12 protein-coding genes are annotated in these 14,459 nt (G+C 69.5%); 5 read left to right on the top strand and 7 right to left on the bottom strand.

Features of this window, described 5'->3' with window-relative positions:
* Nucleotides 1-3: 3 nt before the first annotated feature.
* From ACRSCF_RS16415 to ACRSCF_RS16400, 4 genes are all read right to left on the bottom strand, one after another.
* The gene (locus tag ACRSCF_RS16415) at nucleotides 4-1,512 is read right to left on the bottom strand and encodes an aldehyde dehydrogenase family protein (protein ID WP_034363964.1); all 1,509 of its coding nucleotides are present in this window, start codon (nucleotides 1,510-1,512) and stop codon (nucleotides 4-6) included.
* Between the two features lie 43 nt (nucleotides 1,513-1,555).
* Nucleotides 1,556-2,437 (bottom strand): transporter, encoded by an 882-nt coding sequence (locus tag ACRSCF_RS16410; RefSeq protein ID WP_034363963.1) that lies wholly within the window; start codon nucleotides 2,435-2,437, stop codon nucleotides 1,556-1,558.
* A gap of 115 nt (nucleotides 2,438-2,552) precedes the next feature.
* Nucleotides 2,553-4,676 carry a PQQ-dependent dehydrogenase, methanol/ethanol family gene (locus ACRSCF_RS16405; protein WP_244386098.1) on the bottom strand — a complete coding sequence of 708 codons (2,124 nt, stop codon included), beginning with the start codon at nucleotides 4,674-4,676 and terminating at the stop codon, nucleotides 2,553-2,555.
* A gap of 142 nt (nucleotides 4,677-4,818) precedes the next feature.
* On the bottom strand, nucleotides 4,819-7,029 hold the full coding sequence (locus ACRSCF_RS16400; RefSeq protein ID WP_244386096.1) for a TonB-dependent receptor domain-containing protein: 2,211 nt from the start codon (nucleotides 7,027-7,029) through the stop codon (nucleotides 4,819-4,821).
* Nucleotides 7,030-7,154: 125 nt separating this feature from the next.
* Here ACRSCF_RS16400 and ACRSCF_RS16395 point away from each other — a divergent pair, with 125 nt between their 5' ends.
* A complete protein-coding gene (locus ACRSCF_RS16395; RefSeq protein ID WP_244386095.1) occupies nucleotides 7,155-8,321 on the top strand; it encodes a helix-turn-helix domain-containing protein in 1,167 nt (388 codons plus the stop codon).
* Here ACRSCF_RS16395 and ACRSCF_RS16390 read toward each other — a convergent pair.
* Complete coding sequence (locus tag ACRSCF_RS16390) at nucleotides 8,318-9,226, bottom strand: LysR substrate-binding domain-containing protein (RefSeq protein ID WP_070080360.1); 909 nt, start codon at nucleotides 9,224-9,226, stop codon at nucleotides 8,318-8,320. The genes ACRSCF_RS16395 and ACRSCF_RS16390 overlap by 4 nt on opposite strands.
* 105 nt (nucleotides 9,227-9,331) lie before the next feature.
* Between ACRSCF_RS16390 and eno the strand changes: the two genes are divergently transcribed.
* Nucleotides 9,332-10,675, top strand: coding sequence for a phosphopyruvate hydratase (eno, locus tag ACRSCF_RS16385; protein ID WP_244386094.1), 1,344 nt, complete (start codon nucleotides 9,332-9,334; stop codon nucleotides 10,673-10,675).
* On the opposite strand, the gene ACRSCF_RS16380 is transcribed toward eno, so the two are convergent.
* Together ACRSCF_RS16380 and ACRSCF_RS16375 are read right to left on the bottom strand one after the other, a co-directional pair.
* Nucleotides 10,612-11,589, bottom strand: a complete 978-nt coding sequence (locus tag ACRSCF_RS16380; protein ID WP_203399483.1) for a class I SAM-dependent methyltransferase — start codon at nucleotides 11,587-11,589, stop codon at nucleotides 10,612-10,614. The genes eno and ACRSCF_RS16380 overlap by 64 nt on opposite strands.
* A 156-nt stretch (nucleotides 11,590-11,745) precedes the next feature.
* A complete protein-coding gene (locus ACRSCF_RS16375; protein WP_016446792.1) occupies nucleotides 11,746-12,060 on the bottom strand; it encodes a hypothetical protein in 315 nt (104 codons plus the stop codon).
* Between the two features lie 163 nt (nucleotides 12,061-12,223).
* Between ACRSCF_RS16375 and ACRSCF_RS16370 the strand changes: the two genes are divergently transcribed.
* The 3 genes from ACRSCF_RS16370 (at nucleotide 12,224) to ACRSCF_RS16360 (ending at nucleotide 14,412) form a co-directional block, all read left to right on the top strand.
* A complete protein-coding gene (locus tag ACRSCF_RS16370) occupies nucleotides 12,224-12,943 on the top strand; it encodes a methylated-DNA--[protein]-cysteine S-methyltransferase (RefSeq protein WP_034363960.1) in 720 nt (239 codons plus the stop codon).
* A gap of 137 nt (nucleotides 12,944-13,080) precedes the next feature.
* A complete protein-coding gene (locus ACRSCF_RS16365; RefSeq protein ID WP_016452876.1) occupies nucleotides 13,081-13,872 on the top strand; it encodes an SDR family oxidoreductase in 792 nt (263 codons plus the stop codon).
* A gap of 117 nt (nucleotides 13,873-13,989) precedes the next feature.
* A complete protein-coding gene (locus ACRSCF_RS16360; protein WP_016446794.1) occupies nucleotides 13,990-14,412 on the top strand; it encodes a PaaI family thioesterase in 423 nt (140 codons plus the stop codon).
* Nucleotides 14,413-14,459 lie beyond the last annotated feature (47 nt).

The following is a 14,459-nucleotide window of genomic DNA, read 5'->3' as shown; positions in this document are numbered from 1 at the left end:
CCCTCACAGATTGATGAACACCGACTTGGTCTCCAGATAGGCATCCAGCGCGGTGCGGCCCATGTCGCGGCCCATGCCGGACTGCTTGTAGCCGCCGAAGGGCATGCCCGGGTCCAGGGTGCTGTGGCAGTTGACCCAGACCGTGCCGGACTGGATCTTGGGGATCAGCCGGTGGACCTTGGACAGGTTGTTGGACCAGATGCTGGCGCCCAGGCCGTAGGGCGTGTCGTTGGCCCAGGCGGCGACTTCGTCGAGGTCGTCATAGGGCATGGCCACGAGCACGGGGCCGAAGATTTCCTCGCGTGCCACGCGGTGGTCGTGCTGCACGCCGGTCATCACTGTGGGCTGCACGAAGTAGCCGCGCTGGCCTGAGCGGGCGCCGCCCGTCACCACCTCGGCGCCCTGGCTGCGGCCTATGTCGATGTAGCTGCAGACACGCTCCATCTGCTCCTGCGAGACCAGCGGGCCCATCTGCGCGCGGGGGTCCAGGCCATGGCCCAGGGTGAGCCGGGCGGCCTGGTCGGCCACGTCGGCCACCACGCGGTCGAACATGCTTTTGTGCACGTACAGGCGCGAGCCCGCGCAGCAGACCTGGCCGTGGTTGAAGAAGATGGCATTGGCCGCGCCCGCCGCCGCCGTGGCGGGGTCGCAGTCATCCAGCACGATGACGGGGGACTTGCCGCCCAGCTCCAGCGTAATGCGCGTCATGTTGTCCATGCAGGCATGGCCGATGAGCTTGCCCACCTCGGTAGAGCCCGTGAAACTGACCTTGTTGACCAGCGGGTGCGAGACCAGGGGCGCGCCGGTACCGGGGCCGTCGCCCGTGACCACGTTGAACACGCCGGGCGGAAAGCCCGCTTCCTGGATCAGCTCGGCCAGCATCAGCGCGGTCAGCGGCGTCTGCTCGGCGGGCTTGAGCACCAGGGTGCAGCCTGCGGCCAGCGCGGGCGCCAGCTTCCAGCTGGCCATGAGCAGGGGGAAGTTCCAGGGCACGACGGCGGCGACCACGCCCACGGGCTCGCGCAGGGTGTAGGTGAACATCTGGGCCTCGGGCGCGAAGGGCACGGAGTGCTCGTGCGTCATGCCCTCGATCTTGGTGGCCCAGCCGGCCATGTAGCGGATGGAGTCGATGGCCATGGCGATGTCCACGGCGCGCGCAATGGCGGCGGACTTGCCGTTGTCCAGCGATTCGACCTCGGCCAGGGCCTGGGCATGGGTCTCCATGAGGTCGGCCAGGCGCAGCATCAGGCGCTCGCGCTCCACGGGGCGCATGCGGCCCCAGGGGCCCAGGTGCAGCGCGCGGTGCGCGGCGCGCACGGCCAGGTCCACGTCCGCCGGGCCGGCGCTGGCGACTTCGGCGATCACGGCTTCGGTGGCCGGGTTGACGGTGGACAGGCGCTGGCCGGTCCGGGCCGCCACCCATTGGCCGTCGATGAAGAGGTCATGCGTGCCCCGGTTGAGGAAGGCGCTGGCGCGCTCGGTGATCTGGTGCTGGATGTCGCTGAGGTTCATGGTGTGCTCCTTGGGGGTGAACGGGGGAAAGGGGGGTGTGGGATCAGAAAACCTGCAGCAGGCGCAGGTTGATGCGGGCGTTCTCCTTGAAGCCCTGGCGCACATGCAGATCGCGGCCCACGGTGGCCAGCAGCTGCGTCTTGGGCGCGACAAAGACCGCGCCGCCGAATGAGACCTTGGTGGTGGACTGGCGGTCGCCTTGCGACACGCCGTTGACCTGGGTCTCGCCGCCCGTCAGGTGCGACAGGCCCAGGCGCAGGTCCGAGGTCTCCGACAGGTGGTAGCGCAGCAGGCCCTGGAACTGGAACTGCGCCTTTTGCTTGAGCGTGGCACTGTGGGCGCCGAAGTCGTCGTTCTTGCCGAAGACGGTGACATCGGCCGCCAGGTCCATGGTCACGCTCTTGCCCAGCGGCTTGATCCAGCCGGCCTGCAGCGCGGCCTTCCAGCGGTTCTCGCCCAGGCTCAGCGGGTCGTTGCGGTTGTACTGGCCCGTGGGCAGCCAGACAAAGGGGGTGATGCCGAAGTGCTCCTTGTCGCCGGGCTTTGTCAGCCACAGGGTGGCGGCCAGCATCAGGTCGCCCACGCCGGTGTTGCTGCCCATGGCCGCGATATCGCGCGAGGCCGACAGGCGCCCGAAGGGCAGCAGGAACTGCGGGTCGATCACGTAGTCGCCCAGCTTCATGAAGTGCACGCCGCGCGCTATGCCGATGTCCGAGGTCAGCCTCGGCCGTATGGGCGCCTGGTCGCCATTGGCATAGAGGCTGTCCCGCGTGGCGTGCTGGTAATAGACCATGCCCAGCGTGGTGCCGGGCGGCAGGGCGGTGTAGTCGCCCGCGTCGATATCGACGGCGTGGGCATTGAAGGTGGCGCATGCGGCCATGGCTGCCAGGGCCAGGGATGCGCGGGTGAAGGGCTTGGATGGCATGGCGAAGAGTCCGGTCCGGTGTTTTCAGGCAAAGCCCTGCCCAGGCCTGCTGCAGGACAGCAGGGCCGGGGAGGGGAATGGGAGGTTGGGGGAGGGGGAGGGCGGCTCGCGCTGGCTACTTGGGCCGCACTGCGTCGGCCGTGCCCTGGATGAAGGCCTTGATCTTTTCCACGTCGTCCATGCTCAGCTTGCCCGTGAAGTCGGGCATGCCGCGCGACATGGCCGGGCCCTTGAAGATGAACTTGTCCAGGTGCTCGATATAGGCCGGGTCCAGGTAGCCCAGGTTGGGCAGGTTGCCCCCCCGGTCCACGCCGGGCACGCCGTGGCAGAAGGCGCAGTTGCTGACGTACAGGGCCGTGCCTTCGGCCACCAGGCTCTTGTCGTAGGGCACGCCCTGCAGCAGCTTGCCCTGCTGGTAGGCGACGAAGGCAGGCGCCTCGGCCTTGCCGTCCAGCGCGAAGGTGTAGACCGTGCCCGGGCCCTTGCGCTCGGTGTGGCGCGCGGCCAGGCCGTAGACGCCGCCCCAGCCCACGGCGATGGAGACGTACTGCCGGCCATCGACCTCATAGGTGATGGGTGCGGCCACCACGCCCGTGCCCGTGGGCTTTTCCCAGAGCTTCTTGCCGTTGCGCGCGTCATAGGCCACGAAGCGGCCGTCGGCCGTGCCCTGGAACACCAGGTTGCCTGCCGTGGCCAGGGTGCCGCCGTTCCAGGGCGAGGCATGCTCCACGCGCCAGCGCTCCTTCTGTGCCACCGGGTCCCAGGCGATCAGGCGGCCGAAGGGCGTGCTCTTGGGCGGCTCCATGTTGACCAGCGTGGCCGTATTCCAGCCGATATTGCTGTGCGGCTCGGGCAGGGAGCCGCCGTTGAACTTCCAGTTCTTGTTGTCTTGCAGGGTCAGCGGCACATGCTGGGCCGGCAGGTAGGCCAGGCCCGTGTCGGGGCTGTAGGACATGGAATGCCAGTTGTGCGCGCCGAAGGGGCTGGGGATCACGTCGCGCGCGCGGTCGCCGCTGCGCGCAATCGGTGTCTCGATGGGGCGGCCCTTGGCGTCGTAGCCGCTGGCCCAGTTCACGTCGACGAAGTTCTTGGCCGAGATGAACTGGCCGTTGGTGCGGTCGATCACGAAGAAGAAGCCGTTCTTGGGCGCATGCAGGATGACCTTGCGCGGCTTGCCGCCGATCTTGATGTCGGCCAGCACCATGGGCTGGGTGGAGGTGAAGTCCCAGCTGTCGCCCGGCGTTTCCTGGTAGTGCCAGACGTACTCGCCCGTATCGGGGTTCAGCGCCACGATGCTGGCCAGGTACAGGTTGTCGCCACCGGCCGGGCTGCGCTTGGCTTGCGCCCAGGGCGAGCCGTTGCCCGTGCCGATGTACATGAGGTTGAGCTCGGGGTCATAGGCCATGGTGTCCCAGGCCGTGCCGCCGCCGCCGGCCTCCCACCACTTGCCGGCCGGGTCCCAGGTCTTGGCGGCGCGGGCCATGGCCTCGTTCTCGAAGGGCTTGGACGGGTCGCCGGGCACGGTGAACCAGCGCCATTGCTGGGCACCGGTCTCGGCGTCATAGGCCGTGACATAGCCGCGCACGCCGTACTCGGCGCCGCCGTTGCCGATCAGCACCTTGCCCTTGATGACGCGCGGTGCGCCCGTGATGGTGTACGAGTAGGCGCGGTCGATGATGGTGTCCTGCTCCCAGACCTTCTGGCCCGTGGCCGCGTCCAGCGCCACCAGGCGGCCATCGAAGGCGCCCACATACACCTTGCCCTTGTAGACCGCCACGCCGCGGTTGACCACGTCGCAGCAGCCCTTGAAGCCGTTGGCACGGTCCACGCCGGGGTCGTAGCTCCACAGGCGCTTGCCGGTGCGCACGTCCACCGCATGCACCACGCTCCAGCTGGCCGTGACGTACATGATTCCATCGATCACCACGGGCGTGGACTCCACGCCGCGCGTGGATTCCAGGTCATACGACCAGACCAGGCCCAGCCGCTTCACATTGGCCGTGTCCAGCTGCCTGAGTTTGGAAAAGCGCGTCTCGCTGTAGTCCATGCCGTAGCTGGGCCAGTCCTTGGAGCTGCGCGCGTTGTCGCGGATGCTCTGCGAGTCGATGCGCGAGGTGACGGCGCGTATGTGCTCGGGCGAGCCTTTGCTTGGCAGGCCTGCCTGTGCCAGCGCGGCGCCGGGCAGGGCCAGCGCCAGGCCGGCGGCCAGCAGCGTGGAGGAAAGCACGTGGGTCTTCATGTTGTCTCGTCTCCTGTGTGGTTTGTTTTTGCGTGCATGGCGCTGGGGGCAAGGGCACCATGTGGGAGACGATAAAAAAAGCGGCCTTCGGTCACAACATTCGGACTTTCCCGGGGGCGGATGTGTACCGCCATGGAACAGCTCAGAACGTCCGGCTGACCGTCACCCCGGCCGACAGCCCGCGTCCTGCACCCGGTTCGAAGAACCGCTGGTTGCCCTCGTTGACGATGACCGACCCCGCATAGCGCCGGTCGAACAGGTTGTCCAGCCGCACAAAGGTCTGGGCGCTCCACTTCTGCCATTGCCGTGACCAGCGCAGGCTGGAGCCCCAGACGGTGTAGCCGGCCGCGCGGTCGGTGTTGCGGTCGTTCACGGCCACGGGGCCGCTGTGCAGCATGTCCACGGTCCAGGTCCATTGCGGCGACAGCTGCCAGGCCAGCTCGCTCCACAGGCGGCGCGGCGCGGTGCCGGCCAGGCGCGCGCCGGCATCCACCGGGGCGGTGGGCGTGGTGCAGGGCGTGGCCTCGCAGGTCAGGAAGCTGTCGCGGTAGCGGGCCTGCAGCAGGGTCAGGGCGGTGCTGGCCGTGAGCGGCCCCCACTGGGCGTTGCCCGAGAATTCCAGCCCCCGGCGCAGCGTGCGGCCTGCGTTCTGGTAGGTGGCGCGCCCGCCCGTGTTGGACAGCACGGTGAGTTCGCGCTGGGTATGGGTCTCGAACAGCGTGAGGTTCCAGCCCGCGTTGCCATGGCGCCCGCGCAGGCCGACCTCGACGGTGTTGTGGGCGCTGGCGTCCAGGCCGGTGTTCAGGCCGCTGTTCATGCCATTTTGGCTGCCGGGCCGGTAGGCCACTTCGTTGAGCGTGGGCGTTTCCATGCCCCGGCCCACCGATGCGTGGGCCACCAGGTCCGGCAGCAGGTTCACGCGCAGGCCCAGCGAGGGCAGCCAGCCGCGCCAGGCCATGCTGCCGCTGTCGTCGCCATTGCCTGCGACTATGTAGTGGTCCTCGGAGCGGTAGCGCACCCGCGCCTGGCGCAGGCCGGCGCTCAGGCCCAGGCTCTGCGTGCTCCACTCGGCCTGCAGGTAGGGGTCGGCGGAGCGCGCCTGGTTGCGTTCGTCGCGGCGCAGCCGGCCCTGCACGCCGAGCTGGCTGCCGATGAAGTTCTCGTAGCCGCGCCGGGTCTCGCCCTGCCAGTCGTAGGCCAGGCCTGCCGACCAGTCCAGCCGGCCGCCGGCCACGTCCTCATGGGTGCTGCGCCAGCGCAGGTTCATGCCCGCGTAGTCGCGGTCCAGGTCGATCACGCCGCCTGAATGCGAGGGCGGTGCCTGCGTGGCCATGGGAATGGACTGGTACTGCAGCACGGAGCGCGTACCCGCATAGGCCATGAGTTCCAGGCGCTGGCCCGCGCCGAACTGGTGCTGCCAGGCGGCGCCCAGCTGGCGCTGGCGCACGCTTTTGCGCGTATTGAAGCGCAGCGCGCTGGCCGTGGTCTGGCCGGGGTCGGCCTCGAACTCCGCGCGTGTCAGGCCCAGCGGGTCCTGGGCGCTGGAGCGCTGCTCCTGGTACTGCAGCAGCCACTGGTCGTCGCCCTGTTTGCGTGACAGCTTCATGTGGGCCGTGCTGCGGTCGGTGGCCGACTGGGGGCGCATGCCGTCGGTGGCGAAGCGCTCGATGTGGATGGCATAGCGCCATGGGGCGGAGCCGCCATCCGCCTGGTCCGGCTTTCCGCCCCCGATCGTGCCGCGCAGCTGGGTGGACAGGCGCCACAGCCCGTCCGGCCCCACGGCCATGCCGCTGCGCCACAGGCCGGGCTCCTCGCCGTCTTCGGTGTACAGCAGCAGTGCACCGCCTGCGCTGTTGCCGTAGAGCACGGCGGCCGGGCCGCGCACCACGTCCAGGCGCGCGGCGTTGCCCAGCGTGAAGTTGGCGGCCTGGCCCTGGCCGTCGGGCGCGCCGGCCGGGATGCCGTCCACGTACAGGCGCAGCCCGCGCACGCCAAAGGTGGAGCGCGCACCGAAGCCGCGCACCGAGATCTGCAGGTCCTGGGCGAAGTTCTGGCGGTTCAGCACCACCAGGCCCGGCACGCGCGCCAGGCTTTCGGACAGGTTGACCTGCATCTGCCCCTCGCGCAGCACCGTGCCGTCCACGCTGTCGATGGCGGCCGTGGCGCGCCACAGGTCGGGGCCGGTGCCGGGCTGGCTGGCCGTGATGACCACGGGGGCGAGCAGGGCCTCGCTGGAGTCCTGCGCTGCGTTTGCCGCCTGGGCGGGCAGGGCGTGCAGCGTGCAGGCCAGTGCGGCGCCCAGGGTGGGCAGGGCGGGCCGGGGGTGTCCTGTGCTGTGGGGGGAGCGTGTCATTGCGGGCGGGCCTGTGGCGATGCCCGAGGTTACCGAGCCCGGCAAGCCGTTCCAACACGGGTGATTTCCCTAGTGCTGTCCTGTGCCGTGGCGGAACAACAATCGCGGCAGTTTTGATGTCCGTCATGCAACAGCCGCCTCCCGCCCCACTGCCCTCCAACCCCTTCTATGCCTCGCGCCAGGACCGGGTGGCGCTGGCGCGCGAGCGCTATTTCGAGCGCGGCGAGCGCCCCTCGGGCCTGGTGTCCGAGCCCGTGCTGCAGTCCTGGACACGCTGCCTGGGCGCCAGCCGCAGCCCCGACGAGAAGATCAGCTTCGACCCGGTCAGCAAGATCCGCACGGCCACCTTGCTGACCCACAACCGCGCGCTGATCGAGGCGGCGCGCGACCCCATCGCCGAACTCGAGACCGTGATCGCGGGCAGCCAGGCGCGCGCCATGCTGACCTGCAGCGAGGGCGTGGTGCTGATCGCCTCGCGCCCCACGCCGGGCGACGGCCCGCTGCTGCTCACTGCGGCTCGCGTGGGCGTGAACATCGCCGAGGATGCCGTGGGCACGGGCGCACCCGGCGTGGCCGTGCGCACGGGCGAGGTCTGCCATGTGCGTGGCGGCGAGCATTTCTTTCGCTGCCTGGCCTCGCTGCACTGCGCGGCCGCGCCCGTGCGCGACGCCAGCGGGCGCACCGTGGCCATGCTGGACCTGAGCAGCGAGGCGGGCCCCTTTCGCTTCGACGCAGGCGCCATGGCCCACATGTACGCCACCTGCATCGAGAACCGGCTGCTGGTGGGCGCCGCCCGCATGCACCTGCTGCTGCGCTTCCAGTCCAGCCGCAGCATGTTCGGCACGCCGCTGGAAGGACTGGCCGCCGTGGATGGCGACGGCATGGTGCGCTGGTTCAACGGCGTGGGCGCCCAGTTGTTCGACTGCCCGCGCCGGCCCGCCGAGGGGCTGGCGGCAGAGGAAGTCTTCGGCCTGGGCCTGAACCAGTTGCTGGAGCTGGCCCACCACGGCCAGGCGCGCCCGCAGATGCTGCCTACGGGGCTGACGCTGTGGATGCAGGTGCAGCTGGATGAGGCATCTCCCCCGATCGAGGAGGGGCTGCCGGCCATCGAAGCCCTGCCGCCGCCCGCCGAGGCGCCGTCCGAGGCACCGTCTTCCCTGGGCGAGGCCAGCCGCGAGCTGATCGAGCAGGCCCTGGCCCGCTGCCAGGGCAATATCTCGCAGGCCGCCCGCATGCTGGGCGTCTCCCGCGGGCTGCTGTACCGGCGCCTGCGGGAGTGGGGGCGGCTCTAGCTGGCCAGCGCGCTGCGCATCCATTCGATGAAGACCCCTGCCTGGGCGGGCAGCGCACGCCCTGCGGCGGGCACGGCGCGCAGGCCACCCTCGAAGGGCACGAAGCCATGGGGCGCCACCAGCAGCCCCTCCTGGAGCTCGCGTGCGATCAGCCGCTGCTCCACGAGGGCAACGCCCAGGCCCGACAGTGCTGCCTCTATGCACAGGTGGGTGTGCGGGAACGCCAGCGTCTCGCCCAGGGCCACGGGCTGGCCCGTCAGGGCTTCCCATTGGTTCCAGGCGCTGGCCGTGTACTCATGTGCAATGCGCGCGCGGTTGGCGGGCCGGCGCCGGGCATAGGCCGGCGTGCAGACTGCGCCGAAGTGCACGGGCGCCAGTTCGATGGCGCGGCGGCGGTCTGCCTCGCCGTAGGTGGACAGGTCCCAGGCAATGATCAGGTCGGCGCCTTCATTGCGCATCTCGCGCGCCGAGGTCATTGACAGGCGGATGCGGATATGCGGGTGGCAGCGGTAGAACACCGCCAGCTGCGGCACCAGCCAGCGCATGGCAAAGGTGGCGCTGCAGGCTACATGCAGCCCCGGTGCCTGGGCGTCGCGCGCCAGCTGGGCATAGGCGGTCTCCAGCTGGTCGAAGGCCGTGCGCACCGAGGCATGGAAGGCGGCGCCGGCCTCGGTCAGGCGCAGGCCCGTGCCTTCTTTCTCGAACAGCGCCGCGCCCGCGTGCTCCTGCAGCAGGCGCAGGTGGCGGCTGATGGCACCGTGGCTGCGGCACAGTTCCTCGGCCGCGCGGGTCACCGAGCCGGTGCGGGCAATGGCCTCGAAGGCGCGCAGGGCGGCCAGCGGTGGCAGTTGTCTCATGGCAATCAATTCGTCAGAAAAGCTGACGCATGGGCAGAAAAACTGCATTGTCCCGCATCGCCGTGATTTCTAGCATGGGTGCCTGTGTATTGGAGTTTTGCAGGCTTGCCAGCTCCTTTGCACAGTTCAATTTATTGACGAAAAGGAGTTTCCATGCAGATCACCGATATCGCGGCCCATGAGGCGCTGGACAGCCGGGGTCACCCCACCGTGGAGGTCGAGGTCGAACTGGAGGACGGCGCGCGCGGCCTGGCCCTGATGCCCTCGGGCGCCTCCACGGGGCGGCATGAGGCGCTGGAGCGGCGCGACGGCGATGCCTCGCGCCATCTGGGCAAGGGCGTGCTGGGGGCGGTGCAGGCCGTCAACACCGAGCTGCGCGATCTGCTGCGCGGCATGCAGGCCGACGCCCAGGGCCGGATCGACACGGCCATGATGGCGCTGGACGGCACGCCCGGCAAAAGCCGGCTGGGCGCCAACGCGCTGCTGGGCGTGTCGCTGGCCGTGGCGCGCGCGGCGGCGGCCAGCCAGCGCATGCCGCTGTGGCGGCACATGGGCGGTGCCCAGGCGCGCGTGCTGCCCGTGCCCATGATCAATGTCATCAACGGTGGCGCCCATGCCGACAATCCGCTGGACTTCCAGGAGTTCATGCTGCTGCCGGTGGGGGCGGACAGCTTCGGTGAGGCGCTGCGCATGGGCGCCGAGGTCTTCCACACGCTGCGCCATGCGCTCAAGGCCGCAGGCCACAGCGTCAACGTGGGCGACGAGGGCGGCTTTGCGCCCGCCCTGCGCAGCGCGCCCGAGGCGCTGGACCACCTGATGGCCGCCATCGAGCGCGCCGGCCTGCGCCCCGGCAGGGACATCGCCCTGGCCCTGGACCCTGCGGCCAGTGAATTCCATGGCGAGGACGGCTACCGCTACGCGGGCGAGGGCCTGGTGCGCAGCCGCCAGCAGCAGGTGGACTACCTGGCGCAACTGGTGGAGCACTACCCCATCGTCTCCATCGAGGACGGCATGGCCGAGGACGATATCGAGGGCTGGCAGGCCCTGGGCCGGCGCCTGGGCGGACGCTGCCAGCTGGTGGGCGACGATGTGTTCTGCACGAACCCCGGCCTGTTCGAGAGCGGCATTGCCCGGGGCGTGGGCAATGCCATCCTGGTCAAGATCAACCAGATCGGCACGCTGACCGAAACCTGGGACGTGCTGCGCCTGGCGCATGGCGCCGGCTACGGCGTGGTGATGTCGCACCGCTCGGGCGAGACCGAGGACACCAGCATTGCCGACCTGGCCGTGGCGGCCCAGTGCGCCATGATCAAGACCGGCTCGCTGTCGCGCGCCGACCGCACGGCCAAGTACAACCGGCTGCTGCGCATCGAGCGCGAACTGGGCCCGGCCGCCGTCTATGCGGGGCGCCGTGCGCTCAAGGGCCGGGCGGGTCAGGAAGCCGTGTCGGCCGCTGCGGGTGTTGCGGGGGTTGCGGGGGTTGCGGGCGCCCTGTAGACCAGCACCTTGAGGCTGCGCTCGGCGTCGATGTCGGCGAAGGTGGCCGGATTGGCCAGGCGCTCGACGAACTCCAGCTCGGGCGCCACTTCCTGCATCTGCGATGTCAGGAACTGCGTGCCCATCTCGGGCGCGTTCAGGCACAGCAGCACATGGCCGCCGGGGCGCAGCAGGTCGGGCAGGCGGCGCATCAGGCGGGCATAGTCCTTGGTGGCGACGAAGCTGCCCTTCTGGTAGCTGGGCGGGTCCACCACGATCAGGTGGTACGGCCCGCCGCGCGTGATCTTGCCCCAGCTGCTGAAGATGTCGTGGGCCAGGAAGCTGGCGCCCGACAGATCGTTGAGCCGGTGGTTCTGCTGGCCCGTGGCCAGCGCGCCCTGGGCCATGTCCATGTTCATCACATGGCGCGCCCCGGCCTGCAGGGCCACCACCGAAAAGGCGCAGGTGTAGGCGAACAGGTTGAGCACCTTGATGCCATGGCGGTGCTCGGGATGGTTGGCCACATGCGCGTGCACCCAGCGCCGGCCTTCGGCCATGTCCAGGAACAGGCCGTGGTTCTGGCCGCGCAGCACCTGCACGCGGTAGCGCGTGCCGGCCTCGGTGACGATGTGCGGGTCTGGCACTTCGCCGGCCATGAGCCGGGTTTCGGCGGGCGCGGCGGGCTGGCGCAGCTGGTAGACCCAGTTCAGGGGCTGGCCCGGTGCCAGTTCGCTCCAGCGCAGTGACAGCGCCGTGCCGATGGCGGCCAGGGCGTCTTCGTCCAGCGGCTGGAAGCTGGTGAGCACCAGCACGGGCGGAAAGGCATCGAGCACCAGATGCTCGCAGCCCGGGTACAGGCCGCCACGGCCGTGGAAGATGCGTTGGGCGTCGGAGGGCAGGGCCATCCGGGCGATGGCGTCGAGCAGGGCTTGCATGGGAAAGGCTGGGTCTGGCAGGGGCGCCGGGCATGCCCGGTGGAACCGCTTGGAACCAGGCAGGGGCCGACGAAAAGGTCTGCCAGTGTATGCAGTTTGGGGCCCAGCCCAGGCAAACCCGGGCTCAGGCCCCATTCAGCGGTGCTGCGGGCAGGCTCAATGCCGCCAGCCGCGGCGCACCTCGAAGAAGCTGCACTCGCCATCGCCCAGGCCCTGCATGCCGGCCTCGGTGGCGGCGCGGGCGGCTTTCATCCAGCGGGTGAAGGCGAGCTTGGCGTCTTCGCTGATTTCCTCTGGAGGCATGTCCTCCAGCCCCTGTACAAGCGACAGGGTTTCGCTGACCTGCTCGGCACTGCCGAGCTGGCGTTCGAGCACGCGGGCATAGCGTGCCTCGGCCTTGTTGCGTTCCTGCTCGGGCAGGTTGGGGTAGTCACACAAGGTGACGGTGAAGGCGGCTTCTTGCATGTCCATGGTTCATGAGATGAGGATGATGACTGGCGAAATATACAGTAATAACTGGCTGCACATCCAGTATTTATCCAGTGTTTTTTTACAGTGTCGTGCCGGTGGGGTCGCTGCGGGCAGCGGCGGCAGCCATGCGGCCACAATCGCCTGCAAGGAGAAAACCACCGCCATGACGAACGAATCGACCACGGGCAGCCCGGCCTGGGACCCCGAAGCCACGGGCCATGCGCTGTTTGCCACGCGCTTGGGGCCCTGCGGCGTGGCCTGGGGCGAATGCGGCCTTGCGGCCTTTCAGTTGCCCGAGGTGGACGGCCCGGCTGCCACGCGCATGCGCATGCTGCGCGGCGTGCAATTGCGCAGGCCCGGCAGCTATGCGGCAGCGGTGCGCGCCGAGGACCTGCCGGCCGCCGTGGCGCAGGCCATCGCCGGCGTGCAGGTGCTCATGGCGGGCCATGGCGAATGGACCGTGGAGCCTTCCGCGCCCAGCGCGCAGCAGTTGCGTGACGGCCCGGTGCTGCCCGATCTGCGGGCACGGCGCATGCTGCCCGCAGGCCTGGCATTGCCGGATCTGGCCGAACTGGCGCTGGACTGGCACGGCGTGTCGGAATTTCACCGCCGCGTCTACGAGCTGACGCGTGCCATCGCTCCCGGCCATACGCGCACCTATGGCGAGATCGCGCGCGAGTTGGGCGAGGTGGGCCTGTCGCGCGCCGTGGGACAGGCGCTGGGCCTCAACCCCTTCGCGCCCGTGATTCCCTGCCACCGCGTGCTGGCCGCCGGCGCCCAGCCGGGCGGTTTTTCGGGCGGCGCAGGTGCGCTGACCAAGCTGCGCATGCTGGAGATCGAGGGTGCGGCCTGGGGCGGCACGCGCTCGCTGTTCGGGGATTGACGGGCCGGACACGCATGTGACATGCGGCACGGCGGGGCGGCTTGCACAATCGCCGCTGCAGGCCGTCCCGGCAAGGGAGGGCCGCCCTCCATTCCACCCATGACCGGCACACAAGACCCGGACCAGGAGACAGACGAATGACTCGCAATGTGCAGCAACTTTTCGACCTCACCGGCAAGACCGCCCTGGTGACCGGCGGCTCGCGCGGCCTGGGCCTGCAGATGGCCCATGCGTTGGGCGAGGCGGGCGCCAGGATCATGCTGAGTTCGCGCAAGGCTGCCGACCTGGAGGAAGCCGCCGCCGAGCTGCAGGCCGCCGGCATCGACGCCCGCTGGATTGCCGCCGACTGCGCCAACGAGGCCGACATCGAGCGCCTGGCCGCCGAGACGCTGGAGCGCCTGGGCCAGGTGGACATCCTCATCAACAACGCGGGCGCCAGCTGGGGCGCGCCGGCCGAGGAGCACCCCGTGGCCGCCTGGGACAAGGTGATGAACCTCAACGTGCGCGGCTACTTCCTGCTGAGCCAGCAGATCGCGCGGCGCAGCATGATCCCGCGCAAGACCGGGCGCATCATCAACCTGGCCTCCATCGCAGGCCTGGGCGGCAACCCGCTGGGCATGAAGACCATTGCCTACAACACCTCCAAGGGAGCCGTCATCAACTTCACGCGCGCGCTGGCCGGCGAGTGGGGCGTGCATGGCATCACCGTCAACGCCATCTGCCCGGGCTTTTTCAAGACCAAGATGGCCAGCGTGCTGATCGAGACCCTGGGCGAGGACGAGATGAAATCCCATGCCCCGCTGCGCCGCCTGGGCGACGACGAGGACCTCAAGGGCCTGACCCTGCTGTACGCCAGCGACGCGGGCAAGCACATCACGGGCCAGTGGATGGCCGTGGACGGCGGCGTCAGCGCCCTGGTGGGCGGCTGAACGCGGTGGCGCTGCTGCCGAGGTGACAGTTTTTCCCGCAGATCGTGCCGCCGCGCGCCATGGTGCCTTCGGGCGCCCTTATGCTCACCTGCATTGCGATCTGAACTGGAGAATTTCGTGCTGGATTTTGGCCACCCCATCCCCTTCGTCGACCACCTGGGTTTCACCCTGCACCGCATGGAGGACGGGGAGTCCGAACTGCGCTTCGAGGCGCGTCCCGAGCACCTGAACACCTTTGACGTGACCCACGGCGGCGCCACCATGACCCTGCTGGACGTGACCATGGCCGTGGCCGCACGCAGCCTGCAGCGCGACATGGGCTGCGTGACCATAGAGATGAAGACCAGCTTCATGCAGCCGGCGCGCGGCCCCCTGGTGGCCAAGGGCGTGGTGCTGCACCGCACGCGTTCCATGGCCTATACCGAGGCGCGCGTGTTCGATGCCTCGGGCCGGCTGTGCAGCCATGCGACCGGAACGTTCAAGTACATGCCGCGCGTGGCCAAGCCGGCCGCCGCCGAGACAACCCTCGCCACGGACTGATCCGCACGGCGAATTTGCCAGATACCCAATGCCACACGCCAGCCCCG

The sequence above is a fragment of the Delftia sp. 11MD genome, from assembly GCF_050907895.1.
Classification (GTDB): Bacteria; Pseudomonadota; Gammaproteobacteria; order Burkholderiales; family Burkholderiaceae_C; genus Comamonas; species Comamonas tsuruhatensis.
This window is presented reverse-complemented; position numbering and strand designations above follow the sequence as displayed.

Bases quoted from the DNA above. Each gene is read 5' to 3' on its own strand.
- ACRSCF_RS16415 (WP_034363964.1), bottom strand. From the start codon at position 1,512: ATGAACCTCAGCGACATCCAGCACCAGATCACCGAGCGCGCCAGCGCC.
- ACRSCF_RS16410 (WP_034363963.1), bottom strand. From the start codon at position 2,437: ATGCCATCCAAGCCCTTCACCCGCGCATCCCTGGCCCTGGCAGCCATG.
- ACRSCF_RS16405 (WP_244386098.1), bottom strand. From the start codon at position 4,676: ATGAAGACCCACGTGCTTTCCTCCACGCTGCTGGCCGCCGGCCTGGCG.
- ACRSCF_RS16400 (WP_244386096.1), bottom strand. From the start codon at position 7,029: ATGACACGCTCCCCCCACAGCACAGGACACCCCCGGCCCGCCCTGCCC.
- ACRSCF_RS16395 (WP_244386095.1), top strand. From the start codon at position 7,155: ATGCAACAGCCGCCTCCCGCCCCACTGCCCTCCAACCCCTTCTATGCC.
- ACRSCF_RS16390 (WP_070080360.1), bottom strand. From the start codon at position 9,226: ATGCAGTTTTTCTGCCCATGCGTCAGCTTTTCTGACGAATTGATTGCC.
- eno (WP_244386094.1), top strand. From the start codon at position 9,332: ATGCAGATCACCGATATCGCGGCCCATGAGGCGCTGGACAGCCGGGGT.
- ACRSCF_RS16380 (WP_203399483.1), bottom strand. From the start codon at position 11,589: ATGCAAGCCCTGCTCGACGCCATCGCCCGGATGGCCCTGCCCTCCGAC.
- ACRSCF_RS16375 (WP_016446792.1), bottom strand. From the start codon at position 12,060: ATGGACATGCAAGAAGCCGCCTTCACCGTCACCTTGTGTGACTACCCC.
- ACRSCF_RS16370 (WP_034363960.1), top strand. From the start codon at position 12,224: ATGACGAACGAATCGACCACGGGCAGCCCGGCCTGGGACCCCGAAGCC.
- ACRSCF_RS16365 (WP_016452876.1), top strand. From the start codon at position 13,081: ATGACTCGCAATGTGCAGCAACTTTTCGACCTCACCGGCAAGACCGCC.